An 18,403-nucleotide genomic window follows, 5' to 3' on the forward strand; every position below is an offset into this window, starting at 1 on the left:
ACGCTCCCGCGGATTCGCTCCGCGGGTCGAAGCGTTCTCGTCAGGACGACGGCCGGAGGGCCGAGCGGTCGGGAGCGACCGGCCCGGGTCGTCCGCATGTCCCACGGCGTCAGGACGTCGCAGGCCCCAGCGCGTCGAAGTCCTCGCGCGGCGGGGCCTCGAGGTCGTGCCGCACGCCGTCGGGGCCGGTGAACCCGAGACGCCAGGCGTGCAGGCCCGTGCGCGTCGCGGGGTTCTTGGTGAACAGCGGGTCGCCGACGAGCGCGTGGCCGATCCAGGCGAGGTGCACGCGGATCTGGTGGCGGCGCCCGGTCGTCGGGGTCACCGCCAGCAGCGTCCGGTCGTCGCCGGCGCGCAGGACCTCGAACGTCGTCGTCGACGGGTAGACCTCGCCGGCCAGGACGGCGTCGTCGGGCACCGACCACACGCCGTCGGTGCAGGTGATCGCCTCGCGCGGGGCCGCGATGCGCACCCGGTTCTTGCGGCCCACCGACAGCGGGAGCTCGATCGTGCCGCGCTCGGGCAGCCCGGTCCCGGTCGCGACGGCGAGGTAGGTCTTGGCGACGGAGCGGTCGGCGAACTGGCGGGTGAGGTCGCCGTGCGCCTCGAGGCGGCGGGCGAACAGCACGATCCCCGAGGTCACCTTGTCGATGCGGTGCGCGGGCCAGAGCGTCTCGCCGGCGTCGCGGGCCAGGCGGACGAGGTCGGTGTCGTGGCGCTCGCCCATCACCGACCAGCCCGCCGGCTTGTCGAGGACGAGCAGGTCCTCGTCGCGCAGCAGCTCGCGGCCCGCGCGCACCTCGTCCCAGGTGCTCACGCCTCGTCGAGCCCCAGCGCGTCGAGCAGCGTGCGCAGCTTGACGGCGGTCTCGGCGAGCTCGTCGGGCGGGTGCGAGGCGGGCACGATCCCGGCGCCCGCCCACAGCCGGACCCGGTCGGCCTGCACCTCGCCGCAGCGCAGCGCCATGACCCACTCGCCGTCGCCGCGCGCGTCGGTCCAGCCGACCGCGCCGGTGTAGAAGCCGCGGTCGAACGGCTCGATCTCGGTGATCGCGGCGTGCGCGGCGGGCCGCGGCACCCCGCACACCGCGGGTGTCGGGTGAAGCGCCTGCGCCAGGTGCAGCGCCGACGCGTCGGGGTCGGTGGCGCGCGCCCGCACGGTGGTGGACAGGTGCCACAGGGTCGGGGTGCGCACGAGCGACGGCCCGGCGGGCACCTCGAGGCCGTCGACGACGGGGCGCAGGCGCTCGACGACGTCGGCGACGACCAGCGCGTGCTCGTGGCGGTCCTTGTCCGAGGCCAGCAGGTCCTCGCCGCGGCGGCGGTCCTCGTCGGGGTCGGCAGCGCGCGCCGCCGAGCCGGCGAGGGGGTTCGCGCTCACGGTGCTCCCGCGGCGGGAGAGCAGCAGTTCCGGGCTGGCGCCGAGCAGGGTGCGCGGGGCGCCCGGCCGGTCGGGCGGCAGGTCGACGGCGAACAGGTAGCTGCGCGGGTCGCGGCGGGCCAGCTCGCGCAGCATCGGCACCGGGTCGACCGGCCCGTCCGCGATCACCTCGAGCGCGCGGGCGAGCACGACCTTGTCCAGCGCGCCGGCGGCCATGCGCACCAGCGCCTCGGTGACCATCCCCTCGTAGACGTGCGGGGCCGGCACCGGGTGGGCGGTGCCGGCGAGCGGCGCGCGGCCGGGGCCGGCGACGAGGACGGCGCCGAGGGGGCCGGCGCGCTCGACGTGCTCGGGCACCACGAGGTGGGCGGGCGCGGCGCGGTCGAAGGGCAGCGCACCGACGGCGAGCGCGGGGCCGGCGCGCACGCCGCGCAGGTGCGCGAGCACGGCGTCGGCGTCGCCCGTGGGCAGGAGCGTGCGGGTGCCGCGGGTCAGCAGCGCACCCTGCGGCCCCGAGAACCAGGAGCCGTCGCCGGGCGTCCAGGAGCGGAGCAGCCGCACCGGGTCGGCGACGGCGCCGAGCGGCGCGCGTGCCGCCGGGCTGGTGCTCGTCACGTTCCCGTTCCCCCTGCCGTGTCGCCCGTCATCGTGGTGCACGAGGCGGGACCACGCCTGTCCGGGACGTCCCCGACCGGCACCTTCCACCCTCCGCGCCCGCCGACGCCCGGTCCAGCCGGGGAGGGCGTGACGCGCCGCACCGTCATACTCTGGGTATGTGACGACGGACCAGGCCGACCCGCGGACCGCGCCCTCGCCCCTGCCGCGCTGGCGGGCCGACCTCCGCCTGGGCACCCGCATCGTCGCGATGCGCGCCGGCGGCCTGGCGCTGGCCCTGCGCGGCGACCCCGTCGCGCGGCTGATGCACCGCCCGTGGCGCCTCGACCCGTACCCCACCTACGCCCGGCTCCGGGCCGACGCCGCGGCCGGGGGCGGCCTCGCGCGCAGCCGCACCGGCATCCGCGCGGTGGCCACGCACGAGGCGTGCACCGCGGTGCTGCGCGACCGCCGCTTCGGTGTCCGGCTCGCCGACGGGCGGATGCCCTTCGACCCGCGCGACACGGAGCGATCAGGGGAGCACGCCGATAGGGGAGCTGGCGCCTCAGAGACCGACGACGCGAGCACCGGGGGCGATCCGACGGATCCCGAGGCCGCCCTGCTCGAGCCGATCGACCTCTCGCTGCTCGGGCTCGACGCCCCCGACCACACGCGGCTGCGGCGCCTCGCCCAGCCGACGTTCGCGCCGCGTCGCCTCGAGCAGTACCGCGAGACCGCCCGCGCCGTCACCGGCCGCCTGCTCGACGCGGCCCCGACCGACGCGCCGTTCGACCTGGTGGCCGCGCTCGCGGCGCCGCTGCCGATCAGCGTGATCTCCGAGCTGCTCGCGATCCCGGACGTCGACACGCCCCGCTTCGCGGCCTGGGGCCGGGTCGTGGGCGCGGCGCTCGACGGCGTCCGTTCGGTGCGCCACGCGCACGCGCTCTCCCGGGCGACGGCCGACCTGCGCGCGCTGTTCGCCGACCTCGTCGAGCGCCGCCGCGCCGACCCCGGCGAGGACGTGATCTCCCAGCTCGTGCACGCACTCGACGAGGAGACGCTCACCCTCGACGAGCTCGTCTCGCTGGCCCAGCTCCTGCTGATCGCCGGGTTCGAGACCACCACCAACCTCGTCGGCAACGCCGTCCGCGCCCTGCACGCGAGCGGGACGTGGGACGACCTGGTCGCCGACGCGGGCCTCGCCGCCGGGGCGATCGAGGAGACGCTGCGCTTCGACCCGCCGGTGCAGCTCACGGCTCGCTTCGCCCATGAGGACGTCGCGCTCGGCGAGCGGACGGTGCGCCGGGACACCGGCGTGCTCGTGCTGCTGGCGAGCGCGGGCCGCGACCCCGCCGTGCACCCCGACCCCGACCGCTTCGACCCGCGCCGCGAGCAGACCGTCGCACACCTCGCGTTCTCCGGCGGCGCGCACTACTGCCTCGGCGCCGCCCTCGCGCGGATGGAGGGCGAGGTCGCGCTGGAGATGCTCGCGCAGCGCCTGCCCCGCCTGCGTCCCGCGGGACGGTTCGTGCCCCGCGTGGCGACGGTGCTGCGCGGGCCGCGACGCTTCGGGGTGCGGGCGGACTGAGCGAACCGCCGGCCCGACCGCAGCGAACGGACCGTTCGCTGCCACTCCTCACCGAAGACGGAGGCCCCCGTGCCCGAGCTGCCCTCGATCTCCCATGTCGCGCTGTCGGTGACCGACCTTGCGACCAGCCAGCCCTGGTACGAGCGGCTCTTCGGCGTCGAGCCGGCGATGACGCTGTCCGACGGCCCGTTCGAGCGGAAGGTGTTCGCGCTGGCCGGCGGGCAGCTGTTCGGGCTGACCGCGCACGACGGGGCGCGCTCGGGCGACACGTTCGACGTCGTCGCGCCCGGCCTCGACCACGTCGGCTTCGCGTGCGCCGACCGGCCCGCGGTCGCCGCGTGGCAGACCCACCTCGACCAGCTCGGCGTCACGCACAGCGGCATCGTCGAGGCCGACTACGGCTGGGCGCTGTCCTTCACCGACCCCGACGGCAACGCGCTCGAGTTCTTCGCGCTCGCGTCCTGACCGCGGCGCGCCCACGCGGGCGCGCGTTCGGGGAGCACGCCGATCCCGACCAGGTAGGCCGGCACGATCTGCAGCGCCGGCACCTTCTGCAGCAGCCGCACCGGCAGCGGCAGCCGGCCGACGCCCAGCCCGCCGCCGCGCAGGACGTTGCGCACCACCACGCGGTGCGCGATGCGCTGCGCGGTCTGGGTGGCGACGGTCGGGACGCTCCGCCGGCGCTGCACGCGGCGGGCGGCGGCGTCGACCGCCGCGGGGTCGGGATCGCCGGTGGCGAGCACCGGGGCGAGCAGGCGCGCGGCCGCCACCGCGTCCTGCACGGCGAGGTTGATGCCGACCCCACCGACGGGCGACATCGCGTGCGCCGCGTCGCCGAGGCAGAGCAGGCCCGGCGCCGCCCACCGCCGCAGCCGGTTGAGCGTGACCCGCAGGAGCTTGACGTCGTCCCAGGTCGTCAGCGCGTCGACCCGGTCGCCGAGCCACGGCGCGGCCCGGCGCAGCTCGTCGCGCAGGGCCTGCACCGGCCCGCGCCGCGCCTCTGCGTCGGTGCCGCGGGCGATGAGGTAGGCGACCTGGTAGTGGTCGCCCCGGTCGATCATGATGATCATCCGGCCGTCGTCGGTCAGCCGGCCGAGCCCGCCCGCCGGGTCGTCCTCCTCGCGCGGCAGCCGGAACCACCACACGTCCATCGGCACGTCGAAGTCGCGCTGCGGCAGGCCGGAGCGCTCGCGCACGCGGGAGTCGCGCCCGTCGCAGGCCACGACGAGGTCGGCGGCGAGCTCGTTCCCCTCGCCCCACCGCACGCCGGTCACGCGCCCGCCCCGGCGGACCAGGTCGGTGACCTCGGCGTGGCGCACCAGCGTGAACGTCGGCTCCTCCTCGCCGGCGGCGGCGAGCATGTCGAGCAGGTGCCACTGCGGGACCATGGCGACGAAGGGGTGCGGCACCCCGACACGGCCGAGGAGCGTCAGGTCCCCGATCTGCGCCGGCCCCGCGTCGAGCACCACCCGCACCGACTCGATCGGCTTCCACGGCAGCTGCGTGAAGCGGTCCCAGAGCCCCAGCTCGTCGATCAGCGTCATCGTCGACGGGTGGACGGTGTCGCCGCGGAAGTCGCGCAGGAAGTCGCCGTGCTTCTCCAGCACCGTCACCGCGACCCCGGCGCGCGCGAGCACCAGGCCCAGCACGATCCCCGCCGGCCCGCCACCCACCACCGCGCACGTCGTCCGTTGCTGCGTCACCGCACGAGCATGCCGGGGAACCGGGCGTTCACGACAGCGCCCCGGCCACACCCTCCGTTCGGCCAGGTCCCGGTTGTCGCACGACTAGTGCGACAGCCGCATCCCTGCGACACACTGTGCTGCGCTCCACCCGCCCGGGTGGGTCTGCCCGCTCCGTGGGGGTGCCTCGTGGAACCCACCGACCTCGTCGCCATGCACATGAGCGACGGGATCGTGAACGCGCCGACGTCGATCGTCTTCGGGGTCGTCGCCGTGCTCGGTCTCGCCGTGTGCGTCGCCCGCGCGCGCCGCGACCTCGACGACCGCACCGCCCCGATGGCCGGGCTGGTGGCGGCGTTCGTGTTCGCGGTCCAGATGCTGAACTTCCCGATCCTCCCCGGCGTCAGCGGGCACCTGCTCGGCGGCGCGCTGTGCGCGATCCTCGTCGGGCCCTACGTGGGCGCCATCTGCGTGTCGATCGTGTTGCTGCTCCAGGCGCTGCTCTTCGCCGACGGCGGGCTCTCCGCGCTCGGCACCAACATCACGAACATGGCGCTCATCGGCACGTTCGTCGGCTACGGGGTCGCGGTCGCGATGCGCCGGATCGCCCTGCGCAGCCGCGGCGGGCTGGTCGCCACGGCGTTCGTCGCGGCCTGGGTGAACACCGTGGTCGCGTCGCTGGGCTTCGTCCTGGAGTACGCGATCGGCGGCCAGGGGCTGGCGCTCGGCACCGTGGTCGCCCTGATGACCGGCTTCCACGCGCTGATCGGGATCGGCGAGGGCGTCATCACCGCGCTCACCGTCGGCGCCGTCGCGTCCGTGCGGCCCGACCTCGTCTACCTGACGCGCAGCGCCACCCCGACGCTGCAGTTCAAGGAGGCCCGCGCATGAACGGTCCTGGATCGGGTCGAGCTCCCCTGTCGGCGTGCTCCCGTCAACGCTCTGTCTCCCGTCTGCCGCTGGCCTTCTACGCCGGCTTCCTCGTCGTCGCCCTGCTGCTGGCCGGCGTCGTGTCCTACGCGGCGAGCAGCAGTCCCGACGGCCTCGACGCGGTGACGCAGACCGGGTGCGAGCTCGACGAGGCCGGCGAGCCGGTCGGCGGGCAGTGCATCGCGCAGAACGCCGGCGAGCACGCGACCGCGAACAGCCCGCTCGCCGACTACGCGGTCGGCGGCGGCGAGGGCACCGTGGGCATCGCCGGGGTCATCGGCGTGCTCGTCACGCTGGTCGTGGCCGGGGGCCTGTTCTGGGTGCTGCGACGACGGGGGTCGCGCGACGACACTCCGAGCCGGGTCGAGTAGCGGTGGCCGCCGGGCACGCCCACCCCCTCTACCGCGCCGGCGACTCGGTCGTCCACCGGCTCCCGGCCCACGTGAAGATCGTCGTCGCGTTCCTGTTCGTGCTCGCCGTGGTGGCGACGCCCCGCGAGGCGTTCACGGTCTTCGGCCTGCAGTTCCTGCTGCTCGTCGCCGTCTGGGTCGCGGCCCGCGTCCCGCCGGGCTGGCTCGCGACGCGGGCGCTCGTCGAGGCGCCCTTCGTCGTGCTCGCGGTGCTCCTGCCGTTCTTCGCCGACGGGCCGCGCGTCGAGTGGTGGGGCATGTCGCTGTCGGTCGACGGGCTGCTCGCCGGCTGGAACATCCTGGTCAAGGGCACGCTCGGCGTCCTGGTGTCGGTGACGCTCGCGGCGACCACCCCGCTGCGCGACCTCGTCTCGGGGCTCTCGCGGCTGCGGGTGCCGTCGATGGTGTGCGTGATCGCGACGCTGATGCTGCGCTACCTCGAGGTGATCGCGGCCGAGGCCCGCCGGATGCGCCTGGCCCGCATCTCGCGTGGCCACGACCCCCGCTTCGTCTGGCAGCTCGGGGCGACCGTGCGCTCGGTGGGCGCACTGTTCCTGCGGTCCTACGAGCGCGGCGAGCGCGTGCACCTGGCGATGCTCTCCCGGGGCTACACGGGCGCGATGCCCGCCTTCACCACGACCTCGGCGTCGACGGCGACCTGGTCGCTCGCGCTGGTCCCCGCCGTCGCCGCCGCGCTGCTGGCGGTGTCCGGATACTGGGCCTGGTGACCCCTTCTCTGGACGTCTCGGGTCTCGCGTTCGCCTACCCGGACGGTCACCAGGCCCTGTTCGGTGTCGACCTGCGCATCGAGCGCGGCGAGCGCGTCGCCCTGCTGGGGCCGAACGGGGCGGGCAAGACGACGCTCGTGCTGCACCTCAACGGCGTGCACCGCGCCGGCGCCGGCCGGGTCGCGGTCGGCGGGCTGGAGGTCACCCGCGACAACGTCCAGGAGATCCGCCGACGGGTCGGGATCGTCTTCCAGGACCCCGACGACCAGCTGTTCATGCCCACCGTCGCCGACGACGTCGCCTTCGGGCCCGCGAACTTCGGCGTCACCGAGCCGGAGCTGTCGCTGCGGGTGAAGGAGGCGCTCGACGCCGTCGGGGTCGCCGAGCTCGCCGACCGCTCCCCCATGCACCTCTCCGGCGGCCAACGCCGGCGGGCCGCGCTCGCGACCGTCCTCGCGTGCGACCCGGAGATCCTCGTGCTCGACGAGCCGTCCACCCACCTCGACCCCGTCGCCCGCCGCGAGCTCGCCGACGTGCTGCTCGGGCTCGACCGGACGATGCTCATGGTCACCCACGACCTGCCCTACGCCCTGCAGCTCTGCCCACGCTCGGTCGTGATCGACGGCGGCGTGGTGGTCGCCGACGGCCCGACCCGCGAGCTGCTCGCCGACGCGGACTTCCTCGCCGCCCACCGCCTCGAGCTGCCGTTCGGGTTCGCGCTGGGCTGAGCGCGTGCCAGGCTCGCCGGATGGACCTCGACGACTTCCGCGAGCGGGCCGCCGGTGAGCACTTCCTGGTCGTCGTGTCGACGGCCCGGTCCGACGGGTCGATCCAGTCGTCCGTGGTCAACGCCGGCGTCATGGACCACCCGGTGCACGGGACGCCGATCGTGGCGCTCGTGGCGGCGGGCGGATCGGTGAAGCTCGCCAACCTCCGCGCGCGGCCGTGGATGACGGTCACCGTCCGGGCCGGCTGGCGCTGGACGACGGTGGAGGGCGCAGGAGAGATCGCCGGGCCGGACGACCCGCTGACCGGCGTGACAGGGGAGCACGCCGATAGGGTCCCCACCTTGCTGCGCGAGGTCTTCCGCGCCGCCGGCGGGTCGCACGACGACTGGGTGGAGTACGACGCGACGATGGCGCGCGAGCGCCGGGCCGCGGTGCTCGTGACGCCGAGCCGGATCTACGGCGTCTGAGGCGCCTCGGGGTCCTGCGGGGCGCCGGAGAGCATCGACAGCGTCCGCACGACGTGCCCCTCGACGGCGTCGCGCCCCAGACCGAGGCCGGTGAGGGTGCCGGCGCCGTCCTCCTGCTCGAGCAGCGCGAGCAGGATGTGCTCGGTGCCGACGTAGTTGTGGCCCAGGCGCAGGGCCTGGCGGAACGTCAGCTCCAGCGCCTTCTTGGCCGCACCGTCGAACGGGATGAGCGCGCCGACCTCGTCGGAGCGCGCCGGGAGCTGCTCGACGAGCGTGCGGCGCACCGTCTCGGGCGAGACCCCGAGCTCCTTCATCGTCAGCACCGCGAGCGACTCCGGCTCGTGGAGCAGCCCGAGCGCGAGGTGCGCGGGGGTGATCTCGGCGTTGCCGGCGGAGCGGGCCTCCTCCTGCGACGTCACCACCACGTTGCGGGCCCGTGGGGTGAAGCGACCGAAGCCCTCCTCGAAGTCGATCTCCTCGCCGGAGCCCTTGGGCACGAAGCGCTTCTGGGCGGCCTGCTTGGTGACGCCCATGCGCTTGCCGATGTCGGTCCAGGACGCGCCGGAGCGGCGGGCCTGGTCGACGAAGTGGCCGATGAGGTGGTCGGCCACCTCCCCGAGGTGCTCGGCGGCGAGCACGGCGTCCTGGAGCTGCTCGAGGGTGTCGGTGTGGACCGAGGTGATCGCGTGGATGAGGTCGTCGAGGCGGACGGGCGTCGGTGGCGTGGTCATGCGTCCACCTTAGGTTGACGATGTGGGTATTCGTCAACCCCAGGTGGACGCTTGCCCCTCTCACGGTGTGAGGTCCTAGCGTTCTCGTCATGACACCGGGGCGGACGGTCGGCGAGCTCGCCGAGGCCACCGGGCTGTCGGTCCGCGTCCTGCGGCACTGGGACGAGCGCGGGGTCGTCTCGCCGTCCCGGACGCCGGCGGGGCACCGCCTGTACTCGGCCGACGACGTCGTCCGGCTCCACCGCGCGATCACGCTGCGGGCGCTCGGTCTGCGTCTCGACCAGGTCGCGGCGCTGCTCGACGGCACCGACCCCGACCCGGCCGCGACCCTGCGCGCCCACCTCGCGGGGGTCGACGCCGACCTCCGGCGCCGGCGCACGGTCCGCGACCGGCTCGCCGAGGTCCTCGCCTCGCCGTCCGACGACGTCCTGTCCACCGTGATCCGGGAGATGACCATGGTCGGGTCCTACGTCCACGGCTACCACGAGACCGAGGCGACACGCCTGCGCGACCAGGCCGCCACGCTCGCCGACCTGCTCCACGACGGCGTCGCGTTCCCCGACGGCGCGCACGTCCTCGAGCCCGGCTGCGGCGTCGGCGCCCAGACCGTCGTGCTCGCGGCCCGCAGCCCGGGCGCGCGCTTCACCGCGATCGACCTCGAGCCCGGCCAGGTCGGCGCCACCCGCGCCCGCGTCGAGGCCGCGGGGATCGCCGACCGGGTCGAGGTCCGCCAGGGGGACGTCCACGACCCTCCCGGCCCCGTCGACCACGTCGTCGTGTTCTTCCTGCTCGAGCACCTCCCCCGGCCCGACGAGGCACTGCGCGCGCTGCGCGGGGTGCTGCGGCCCGGCGGGACGATCACCGTCGTCGAGGGCGACCACGGCGCCACCGCGTTCCACCCCGACAGCGCCGACGCCCGCGCGGTGATCACCTGCCAGGAGGTGCTGCAGCGGCAGGCCGGGGGCGACGCGGGGATCGGGCGGCGCCTGCACCCGCTGCTCGCCGACGCCGGGTTCGACGACGTCGCGGTGGTGCCGCGCACCGCCCACGCGCACGCCGGGCGCCCCGACCTCGCCGACAGCCTCGTGCGCCGCACCTTCACCGCGATGGTCGCCGGGGTCCGCGAGCCCGCCGTCGCCGCCGGCCTGATCACGCCCGAGCGCTTCGACGCGGGCGTGCGCGACCTGCTGCGCACCACCGAGCCCGGCGGGACCTTCAGCTACACGTTCTTCCGCGCGACCGGCACCATCCGGGCGTACCCGAGCCGCGCGTCGAGCGCGTTGCTGGACGAGGTGGCCGACGAGGCCGCGAGGTGACGGACGTCAGGCCGGCGGGATCCAGAAGCGCAGGAGCGCGGCGCCCTGGTCACCGTCGGGGTGCGACGACGGCCACCCCGGGTCGAGCACGCCGCCGCAGCGGCGGATGACCTCGAGCGAGCCGGGGTTGTCCTCGCGGCAGGTCACGAGCACCGGCCCGACGCCGCGGTCGCGCAGGATCGCCAGGCTGCGCCGCAGGATCGCGGTGGCGTAACCACGCCGGCGCTCGGCGGGCAGGACGGCGTAGCCGACGTGGCCGCCCTCGACGCAGAGCGTGTCGGTGAGCGTGTGCCGGATCGACGCCCGCCCCACGACCCGCCCGCCGACCTCGGCGTAGAGGAAGGTGCTCGCCACCCGGCCCGGCGGCAGGTCCTCGCCGCGGTGCTCGCGGTCGAGCCGGTCGAGGTAGGCCAGCCACGGCTCGCCCTCCGGCCGGAGCCCGAAGTCGAACCCGTCCGCCGCCAGCGCGGCCTGCGCCTCGCGGGCCACCGCCTCGTCGGAGGGTAGGGGTGCGCGCAGGACGAGCGCGTCGGCGTCGGACACGGCACCACCCTGGCCCCCGCGGCGCCCCGCCCGCTGCTTGTGGGTCGGGTGTGACCCGTCGCACACTGCCGGGGATGGCGGTGATGCGGGCCGGGGACCGGTGGGCCGCCGCGGTGGACACCGCGGTCGGCACCTGGCTGCGCGCGCAGGACGCGCACTTCGGCGCCAGCCGGGTCGACGCGGACGGCACGCACACCGTGTCGTGGTACTTCGCGCCCACCTCTGCCCACGCGGGTCGCCGGCGCCGCGAGCGGGTGCTGGTGTTCCGCACGCGCGACGAGGACGACTGGGAGGTCGAGCTCGCCGAGCGCGCGGCCGCCGAACCCGGACGGGTGCGCGAGACGGCGGCGAACGCCGCGCGCACCGACCGCGCGGGCCTGCCCGCCACCGTCCAGCGGCTCCTCGCCGGCGGGCTCGCGCGGCACCGACGCCGTCCGGCCCGCGTCCCACGGGCGCCGGCCGATCTCGGCTCGCCCGTGCTCGGGCTCGTCCTCGGCGTCGCGATGCTGCTCGGCGCCCGGCTCGACATCGACCTCGCGCCGGGCATCGTCGCGCTCGCGCTGCCGCTGCTCGGGGTGAACGCCTGCCGGCTCGTCGCCCGCCTCGTGCGCGGGTGACATCCGCTACGACGGGCGGAGGAAGAGCACGGCGCGCGGGAGCATGGAGGTCCCAGCCGAAGGAGACCCGCGGTGCCGGCCACGCGCACGGAACAGTCGACCCCCGACCTGGTCGTCCCCCACCTCGCCAACCTCCGCGACGTCGGCGGCCTGCCGACTAGCGACGGCGGCCGCACGCGCCCCGGCGTCCTGTGGCGCGGCGACGCCCCGCTCGAGGGCGACGAGACCGCCGGCCCCGGCGGCCACGCCTGGCCGCCCGGCAGCGTGATCGACCTCCGCAACCCGACCGAGCTGCCCGCGGTGCACCCGCTGCCCGCGCTCGGCGCCGAGCTGACCTCGCTGCCGCTGATCGCGTCGCTGGCGCCCGCCGCGCAGGCCCGCGGCCGCCGCGGCGAGCTCGACGCCGGCGAGCTCTACATCCTGCTGGTCGAGACGATCGGCGAGGCCTGGCTGCCGCAGCTCGTCGGCGTCGCCGCGTACGGGCCCGGCCCCGTGTTCGTGCACTGCGCGGCCGGTAAGGACCGCACGGGCGTCGCCGTCGCCCTCCTGCTCCGCGCGGCCGGCGTCGACCGCGCCACCGTCGCCGCCGACTTCGCCGCCACCAACTCCCACCGCGCCGCGCTACGCGACCGGCTCGTCGTGCAGGGCGCGCTGGAGCCGTCGGTCGAGGCGAGCCGCGTCGGCGTCACCCCCGAGCACATCGAGCCCGTCCTCGACCTCGTCGACGACGACCCGCGCGCCCCGCTGCGCGACGCCGGCGTGCCCGACGCGGACCTCGACGCGTGGCGCGATCGGCTCGTCGAGGGCGCCTGAGGTCGGCCGTCCGGGGGAACCGCGCCCCGACGCTGTGCCGGGCCACAACGGCGCCGTCGTGATCTCTGTGGGCGGGCACAGTGCCCGGCCGGGGTCCCTCCCCGAAGACTGGGTGGTGAGCGGGTCCACTCGGCGGCCCGCAGGCGCCGACCGATCCTCGAGGTGACCCGGATGAACGCCCCGACGACGTGCCCCTGCTGCGGTGTCGTGGTCATGCCGCGCGAGATGTCCTACGACTTCGACGGCGAGACGGTCGCGTCGCTCACGCGCGAGGTCGCCTACCTGCGCGCCACCGTCGCCCGCCTGCGCGGCGCCCCGCAGGTCCTCCCGACGCCCCGTCCGGTCGAGCACGCGGTCGAGGCCGTCAGCGCCTGACGCGCGCCCCCGCCGAGCCGCCGGTGCCGCCGGTGCCGCCGGTGCCGCCGGTGCCGCCGGTGCCGCCGGCGCCGTTCGCGGCGGCACGCAGCCGGGTCACGGCGGTCGTCGGATCGAGTCCCGGCACCGCCGATCCCGGCCAGCGCACGACGACGCCCTCGACCAGCGCGGCGGCGTCGGCGACCAGCTCGGCCGCCAGCGACAGCCCGGTGCGCGCCGCGTCGGGGCCGTCGCCGGCCCGTCGCATCGGCTCGACCACGGCATCGGGCACGACGATGTCGGGCACCTCGTGGCGCAGGTGCTCGGCCTGGGCGTAACCCGTCAGCGCGCCCACCGACGCCAGCACCGGCACCCGCCGGCCCGCCGCGCCCAGGGCGTCGAGGACCGTCCGCAGCCGTTCGAGCTCGAACACCGGCCGCGTGACGAGGAACTCCGCCCCCGCCTCCACTTTCGCGACGGCCCGGGCGGCCTCGCGGTCGAGGTCGTCGGCCCCCGGGGTGACGCGCGCACCGAGCCGGAACGTGGTCGCCGCGCCGACCTCCACGCCGTCGGCGTCGATCCCGCGGTTGAGGTCGGCGGCCAGGCGCAGCAGCTCGAGCCCGTCGACCTCCCACACGCCGTCGCCGACGGCCTGCTCGGCGTGCACCGGCGGGTTGCCGGTCTCGCAGACCAGCGTCCGGACGCCCAGCGCGTGCAGCCCGAGCAGGTCGGCCTGCAGGGCGAGCAGGCTCGTCTGCCAGCTCGTGACGGTGAGCGCCGTGTCGACGTCGATGCGGTCGTGCAGGTGCACCGCGAGGCCGGTCGTGCTCGTGGTGGCGCGGCGGGCGCGGGACCGGCTGACCCACAGCACCGACGCGCCGCCCGACACCGCGCGCCGGGCGCGGGACAGGTGCTCCTCGGGACCGCCGGCGCCCGCGACCTCGGCGGCGACGAGGAACTCCCGCGACGCCGGGCGCCCGCGCAGCCAGCGCTCCACCGCTCCGCGGCCGGGGCCGGTGACGGGCTCGTCGGGCTCCTCGTCGGGGACGGGGGCCGGGTCGGGCACGGTGCGCGGTGCCGGGACGACGCGCTGGTCGCGGGGTGTCGCCGGCGGGGCCCACGCGTCGTGGGTGGTCAGCGCGCGGGCCGCCGCCGCCGTGTGCTCCGGGGTCGTGCCGCAGCAGCCGCCGACGAGGCGCGCGCCGGCCTCGACGTAGCGCAGGACGTAGCGCGCGAAGTGCTCGGCGTCGCCCGCGAAGCGCACGCTGCGGTCGGCGACGACGTGGGGCAGGCCCGCGTTCGGCTGGGCGGACAGCGCCGGCGCGCCGGTGGGCCCCATGCGGCGGACGACGTCGAGCAGGCCCTGCGGCCCGAGCGTGCAGTTGGTGCCGATCGCGACGGCCCCGGCGTCGGCGAGGCGCGCCACGACGTCGGCGGGCGACTCCCCCGCGGCGGTCAGCAGGTCGCCGTCCTCGTCGACGAAGGTCGCCTGGGCGACGACGGGCAGGTCGGTGACCTCCTGCACCGCGCGGATCGCGGCGAGCAGCTCGCCGGCGCGGCTGAACGTCTCGAGCACGATGAGGTCGACGCCGCCCTCGACGAGCGCCTCGACCTGCTCGCGGATCGCGATGGCGGCGCGCGCCTCCTCGACCGGGACGGCGAGCCCCGGCGGCGTGGCGGGCGACACGGAGCCCGCGACCCACGCCGGGCGCCCGGCGGCGTCGCGCACGCCGGCGGCGAGGCGGGCGCCGGCGAGGTTGATCTCGCGGACGCGGCGGGCCAGGCCGTGGCGCTCGAGGCGGGGCCGCGAGGCGGCGAAGGTGTGGGTCTGCAGGACGTCGGCGCCGGCCGCGAGGTAGCGCTCGTGCAGCGCCGAGACCAGCTCGGGGGCGATCACGCAGAGCTCGGCGCCGTGCCCCTCGACGAGCCCGCCGCTCGCGCGGGCGAGGGTGCCCATCGCGCCGTCGCCGAGCAGGACGCGGCGCCCGAGCGCCTCGGTGAACGACTCGCTCACGCCTCCATCTCCCCGAGGATCTCCAGCGCCATCTGGGCGGCGAGCCGGTCGCGGTAGGCGTCGAGGTCGAGGCCGGACAGCTCCTCGGCGCGCCGCAGCCGGTAGCCGACGGTGTTCGGGTGGACGTTGAGCACCCGGGCGACGCGCTGCGGGCTGCCGTCCTCGCGGAAGTAGCGCGCGAGGGTGCGCAGCAGCTCGACGGTGCGCTCGGAGCGGTCGGTCGCGAGGCGCCCGAGGACCTCGCGGGCGAAGGTGCGGGCGGCCTCGGGGTCGGGGATCTGGAGCAGCAGGCGGTGCACGCCGAGGTCGTCGAAGCGCAGCACGCGCCCGGCGCGCCCGAGGCGGCGGGCGGCGACGAGGGTGCGGCGGGCCTGGTCGTACGAGGTCGCGATCTCGCCCGCCGCGCGGACCGTGCCGCCCACGGCGACGGTGACGGGCCACAGCGCGTCCGGGTCGGGCACGCGGCCGCGCGCCAGGCGGCGGGCGCAGGTCGCGCCGACCGAGGCCGGGTCGGCGGGCTCGGGCACGACGGCGACGGTCTCGGTGTCGCGCACGACGGTCAGCGCGGACGGGGCGGCCGCGAGCAGGTGCTCCTCCGCCTCGCCGAGCAGACTCGCCGGCCCCGCGCCGAAGGCGCCGTCGTCGTCGGGCGACACGACGACGACGCGGTGGTCGACGCCCGGGTCGTACCCGACGTGCTCGGCCCACTGGGCGGCCTGGTCGGCGTCGCGGGCGCGGTCGAGCAGCAGCCCGGACACGAGGTCGCCGCGCACCTGCCCGGCGGCGGTGGCGAGCACCCGGTCGCGGCCGGCGATGACGCCGACCACCGTTGCGGCGTGCTCGGCGACGAGCAGCAGGACGTCGTCGCCCGCGAGGGCCTCGGGCCGGTCGCGCGCCGCGGTGTCCTCCTCGGCCAGCAGGAACGCGGGCACCTCGCGGCCGAAGAGCACCGGCGCGACGACCTGCACGCGGCGCCCGGGCCCGGGGACGCGCAGGGCCCGGCCGACGGTCGCGGCCATCGCGAGGGTCCGGGGCCACACGGCGCTGCCGGCGTCGGTTCGCACGAGGGCGGCGGCCTCGGCGATGCTCATCCCGGGCGCCGCGGCGGCGAGCACCTCGCCCCCGGGACCGACGACGGCGGCGAGGACCCCGAGCTCGCCGGCCATCACCGTCGCGACGGCCTGGGTGTCCACCGAAGGCGCGGCGACGAGGCCCGAGAGCCGGCGGTAGAGCGCGACGAGGCCGCGCGGGCCCGCGGCGTCGGGGCCCGGGGCGTCCGGGGCTCCCGGCCGTGCCCGCACCTCGCCGGTCGTCACACCCCCATTCTCCCCTGTCAGCGCCGTTTCGGGTGCGGACGAGGCGATCAGAACCGACTCGGCACCGGTACCCCGCTCGTACCCCGCTCGGCCCGCGTCGTCCGGACGGGTCATGATCGGGGCTCCCACACGACCCGGGAGGACCCGTGAGCGACCGCGCTCCCCGCATCGCCGTCGTCTTCTACTCCGCGACCGGCAACGTGGCCGCGCTCGCGGAGTCGCTGGCCGAGGGGGCCCGCGAGGCGGGCGCCGAGACCCGCGTGCGGCCGGTCGCCGAGCGCGCCCCGGCCGAGGCGATCGAGGCCAACCGGCGCTGGAAGGCGTGGGTCGAGGACAACCCCTACGACACGCTCGCGTCCCTCGACGACCTCGAGTGGGCCGACGGGCTGGCGCTCGGGAGCCCGACGCGCTTCGGCAACAGCGCCGAGCAGCTCAAGGCGTTCCTGGACACCACCGGCGGGCTCTGGGCGCAGGGCAAGCTCGCGGGGCTGGTCGGGACCTCGTTCACCAGCGCCTCGACGGGCCACGGGGGGCTCGAGGCGACGATCCTGTCGATGAACAACGTGCTCTACCACTGGGGCGCGCTGGTGATGCCGCTCGGCTACGCCGCCGACCCGTCGCTGATGTCCTCGGGCAACCCGTACGGCGCGTCGTGGGTGTCGCGGAAGTCCGCCGCGCCGGACGAGAGCGCGCTCCAGGCCGCCCGCGTCCAGGGCACCCGGCTGGCCCAGGTGGCCGCCAAGCTGAAGGACTGACCCTCCTACGTGAGCGATTTTCCCGGCTATAGCCGGGAAAATCGCTCACATGCTCGAGGGGTACGCCGAAGCGGCGGAGGCGGTCACGGGGCTGGTGGGGCGGATCCCGGACGACGCGTGGGACGGTCCCGGGCTCGGCGAGTGGGACCTGCGATCGCTGGTCGGGCACACGAGCCGGGCGTTCGTCACCGTGCTGACCTACCTGGAGCGGCCGGCGGACACCGAGGACATCGACGCGCCCGAGGGCTACTACGCGCTCGTGCCGGCGATGACCGGCGAGGGCATCGACCAGGCGGCCGTCGCCCAGCGCGGGCGCGACGCGGGGGTGGCGCTGGGCGACGAGCCGGCGGCGGCGTTCGCGGCGCTCGCCGACCGGGCCGTCGCGGCCGCCCGCGCCGCCGACCCGGACGCGCTGATCTCCTCGATCGCCGGCGGTCTGCGGGTGGCGTCGTACGTGCCGACGCGCACCGTCGAGCTCGTCGTGCACGGGCACGACATCGCGGCGGCGACGGGGCTGGAGATCGAGTTCAGCGAGCACACGGTGACGCAGGTGGCGACGGTGCTCGCGCGCACCGGGGTGCGCCTCGGGCACGGCCGGCTCCTGCTCGACGCCCTCACGGGCCGCGCCTCACTGCCCCCGGGCTTCTCGGTGGTCTGATCGGCGTCTGTGAGCGATCTTCGGGGCGATAGCCCCGAAGATCGCTCACATACCTCAGGCGGCGGAGCCCACGGCGGCGACGAGGTCGTCGAAGCGGGCGGCGAGGTCGAGGTCGTCGGCCGTCACGAACTCCTGGCGCTCGGTGCGGGCGCGCACGGTCAGCGAGGTCGGCGTGCGGTCGACGATCCGCAGCCGCCGGCCGGTCTCGTGCTCGACGGCGCGGAGGCGCTCGAGCAGCAGGTCGATGTGCTCGGACGGGAGCGAGACGGTGCGCTCGATGCCGGCGCGGTCGCCCGACCACGCCGTCCGCCGCTGCTGCAGCGTCTGCGCGAGCTCGTCCTCGTCGACCGGCTGCGGGCGACCCTGCGCGGCCTCGGACGCGGCGTCGGGCGGCAGCGTCGGCCCTGCGCCGAGCAGCGAGGGCGGCAGGACGCGCGTGATCCGGGCGCCGATGTCGTCGTCCTCGGCCTGGAGCTGGCCGGTGACGGCGGTCAGCGCGTAGCGGGCGCGCTCGGGGGTCCAGCCGGTGCGCCGGGCCACCTCCTCGACGAGCCCCTCCTCGGTCGGGGCGCCGCTGTCAGTCTGGCGGTCGACGCCCGACTCCTGCTGGAGCAGGTTGGGCAGGGCGTCCGCGAGCGCGTCACGGTCGTCGGCGGGCAGGTGCGCGGCCACGGTCGCCAGCACCGCGTCGGCGGCGCGGCGGGCGTCGTCGGTCTCGACGAAGCCGCCTCGGGTGGCCACGCCCGCGAGGAACTCCTGGTGTCGCATGATCGGGGCCT

Annotated in this window: 21 protein-coding genes; 13 read left to right on the forward strand and 8 right to left on the reverse strand. The window is 76.3% G+C overall.

Translation table 11 applies throughout. The features are described 5' to 3' along the window. Positions 1-109 precede the first annotated feature (109 nt). Together PHK61_RS26205 and PHK61_RS26210 are read right to left on the reverse strand one after the other, a co-directional pair. Positions 110-817 carry an RluA family pseudouridine synthase gene (locus PHK61_RS26205; RefSeq protein ID WP_274283965.1) on the reverse strand — a complete coding sequence of 236 codons (708 nt, stop codon included), beginning with the start codon at positions 815-817 and terminating at the stop codon, positions 110-112. Then, positions 814-1,995 carry an isochorismate synthase gene (locus tag PHK61_RS26210; protein ID WP_274283966.1) on the reverse strand — a complete coding sequence of 394 codons (1,182 nt, stop codon included), beginning with the start codon at positions 1,993-1,995 and terminating at the stop codon, positions 814-816. Before PHK61_RS26210 ends, PHK61_RS26205 begins: the two co-directional genes overlap by 4 nt. 160 nt (positions 1,996-2,155) lie before the next feature. Between PHK61_RS26210 and PHK61_RS26215 the strand changes: the two genes are divergently transcribed. Further along, entirely contained in the window at positions 2,156-3,562 is a 1,407-nt protein-coding gene (locus PHK61_RS26215; RefSeq protein ID WP_274283967.1) for a cytochrome P450, read from the forward strand. 69 nt (positions 3,563-3,631) lie between these two features. Next, positions 3,632-4,027: a VOC family protein gene (locus PHK61_RS26220; RefSeq protein WP_274283968.1), complete on the forward strand. Its 396-nt coding sequence runs from the start codon at positions 3,632-3,634 to the stop codon at positions 4,025-4,027. Here the strand turns inward: PHK61_RS26220 and PHK61_RS26225 are convergent. Next, on the reverse strand, positions 3,958-5,265 hold the full coding sequence (locus tag PHK61_RS26225) for an FAD-dependent oxidoreductase (RefSeq protein ID WP_274283969.1): 1,308 nt from the start codon (positions 5,263-5,265) through the stop codon (positions 3,958-3,960). The two genes, PHK61_RS26220 and PHK61_RS26225, sit on opposite strands and share 70 nt — an antisense overlap. A gap of 192 nt (positions 5,266-5,457) precedes the next feature. On the opposite strand from PHK61_RS26225, the gene PHK61_RS26230 reads away from it, so the two are divergent. From PHK61_RS26230 to PHK61_RS26250, 5 genes are read left to right on the forward strand one after another with little or no spacing between them, the layout of a single operon-like run. After that, complete coding sequence (locus tag PHK61_RS26230; protein WP_274284013.1) at positions 5,458-6,135, forward strand: energy-coupling factor ABC transporter permease; 678 nt, start codon at positions 5,458-5,460, stop codon at positions 6,133-6,135. After that, positions 6,132-6,545 carry a PDGLE domain-containing protein gene (locus PHK61_RS26235; protein WP_274283970.1) on the forward strand — a complete coding sequence of 138 codons (414 nt, stop codon included), beginning with the start codon at positions 6,132-6,134 and terminating at the stop codon, positions 6,543-6,545. Before PHK61_RS26230 ends, PHK61_RS26235 begins: the two co-directional genes overlap by 4 nt. 2 nt (positions 6,546-6,547) lie before the next feature. Next, the gene (gene cbiQ, locus PHK61_RS26240) at positions 6,548-7,312 is read left to right on the forward strand and encodes a cobalt ECF transporter T component CbiQ (RefSeq protein WP_274283971.1); all 765 of its coding nucleotides are present in this window, start codon (positions 6,548-6,550) and stop codon (positions 7,310-7,312) included. Next, on the forward strand, positions 7,309-8,040 hold the full coding sequence (locus tag PHK61_RS26245) for an energy-coupling factor ABC transporter ATP-binding protein (protein ID WP_274283972.1): 732 nt from the start codon (positions 7,309-7,311) through the stop codon (positions 8,038-8,040). The genes cbiQ and PHK61_RS26245 overlap by 4 nt, the downstream gene beginning before the upstream one ends. Before the next feature lie 20 nt (positions 8,041-8,060). Beyond that, positions 8,061-8,507 (forward strand): pyridoxamine 5'-phosphate oxidase family protein, encoded by a 447-nt coding sequence (locus PHK61_RS26250; protein ID WP_274283973.1) that lies wholly within the window; start codon positions 8,061-8,063, stop codon positions 8,505-8,507. Here the strand turns inward: PHK61_RS26250 and PHK61_RS26255 are convergent. Further along, complete coding sequence (locus tag PHK61_RS26255) at positions 8,495-9,238, reverse strand: Clp protease N-terminal domain-containing protein (RefSeq protein WP_274283974.1); 744 nt, start codon at positions 9,236-9,238, stop codon at positions 8,495-8,497. The genes PHK61_RS26250 and PHK61_RS26255 overlap by 13 nt on opposite strands. An 89-nt stretch (positions 9,239-9,327) precedes the next feature. Between PHK61_RS26255 and PHK61_RS26260 the strand changes: the two genes are divergently transcribed. After that, positions 9,328-10,554: a MerR family transcriptional regulator gene (locus tag PHK61_RS26260; protein ID WP_274283975.1), complete on the forward strand. Its 1,227-nt coding sequence runs from the start codon at positions 9,328-9,330 to the stop codon at positions 10,552-10,554. 6 nt (positions 10,555-10,560) lie between these two features. On the opposite strand, the gene PHK61_RS26265 is transcribed toward PHK61_RS26260, so the two are convergent. After that, a complete protein-coding gene (locus tag PHK61_RS26265) occupies positions 10,561-11,097 on the reverse strand; it encodes a GNAT family N-acetyltransferase (RefSeq protein WP_274283976.1) in 537 nt (178 codons plus the stop codon). A 74-nt stretch (positions 11,098-11,171) separates the two neighbouring features. On the opposite strand from PHK61_RS26265, the gene PHK61_RS26270 reads away from it, so the two are divergent. The 3 genes from PHK61_RS26270 (at position 11,172) to PHK61_RS26280 (ending at position 12,902) form a co-directional block, all read left to right on the forward strand. Next, positions 11,172-11,714: a hypothetical protein gene (locus PHK61_RS26270; RefSeq protein ID WP_274283977.1), complete on the forward strand. Its 543-nt coding sequence runs from the start codon at positions 11,172-11,174 to the stop codon at positions 11,712-11,714. A gap of 72 nt (positions 11,715-11,786) precedes the next feature. Beyond that, positions 11,787-12,527, forward strand: coding sequence for a tyrosine-protein phosphatase (locus PHK61_RS26275; RefSeq protein ID WP_274283978.1), 741 nt, complete (start codon positions 11,787-11,789; stop codon positions 12,525-12,527). Between the two features lie 171 nt (positions 12,528-12,698). Beyond that, the gene (locus PHK61_RS26280; RefSeq protein WP_274283979.1) at positions 12,699-12,902 is read left to right on the forward strand and encodes a hypothetical protein; all 204 of its coding nucleotides are present in this window, start codon (positions 12,699-12,701) and stop codon (positions 12,900-12,902) included. Here the strand turns inward: PHK61_RS26280 and PHK61_RS26285 are convergent. Both PHK61_RS26285 and PHK61_RS26290 read right to left on the reverse strand, forming a co-directional pair. Further along, positions 12,892-14,895, reverse strand: a complete 2,004-nt coding sequence (locus PHK61_RS26285) for a homocysteine S-methyltransferase family protein (protein WP_274283980.1) — start codon at positions 14,893-14,895, stop codon at positions 12,892-12,894. The two genes, PHK61_RS26280 and PHK61_RS26285, sit on opposite strands and share 11 nt — an antisense overlap. Next, entirely contained in the window at positions 14,892-16,211 is a 1,320-nt protein-coding gene (locus PHK61_RS26290; RefSeq protein ID WP_274283981.1) for a PucR family transcriptional regulator, read from the reverse strand. The genes PHK61_RS26285 and PHK61_RS26290 overlap by 4 nt, the downstream gene beginning before the upstream one ends. Before the next feature lie 146 nt (positions 16,212-16,357). Between PHK61_RS26290 and wrbA the strand changes: the two genes are divergently transcribed. Both wrbA and PHK61_RS26300 read left to right on the forward strand, forming a co-directional pair. Continuing rightward, positions 16,358-16,966 carry an NAD(P)H:quinone oxidoreductase gene (gene wrbA / locus PHK61_RS26295; protein WP_274283982.1) on the forward strand — a complete coding sequence of 203 codons (609 nt, stop codon included), beginning with the start codon at positions 16,358-16,360 and terminating at the stop codon, positions 16,964-16,966. Between the two features lie 49 nt (positions 16,967-17,015). After that, a complete protein-coding gene (locus tag PHK61_RS26300) occupies positions 17,016-17,624 on the forward strand; it encodes a maleylpyruvate isomerase N-terminal domain-containing protein (RefSeq protein ID WP_274283983.1) in 609 nt (202 codons plus the stop codon). Positions 17,625-17,678: 54 nt separating this feature from the next. On the opposite strand, the gene PHK61_RS26305 is transcribed toward PHK61_RS26300, so the two are convergent. Then, positions 17,679-18,392 carry a DUF2267 domain-containing protein gene (locus PHK61_RS26305; RefSeq protein ID WP_274283984.1) on the reverse strand — a complete coding sequence of 238 codons (714 nt, stop codon included), beginning with the start codon at positions 18,390-18,392 and terminating at the stop codon, positions 17,679-17,681. Positions 18,393-18,403 lie beyond the last annotated feature (11 nt).

It is taken from the genome of Actinomycetospora lutea (assembly GCF_028737205.1).
GTDB lineage: Bacteria > Actinomycetota > Actinomycetes > Mycobacteriales > Pseudonocardiaceae > Actinomycetospora > Actinomycetospora lutea.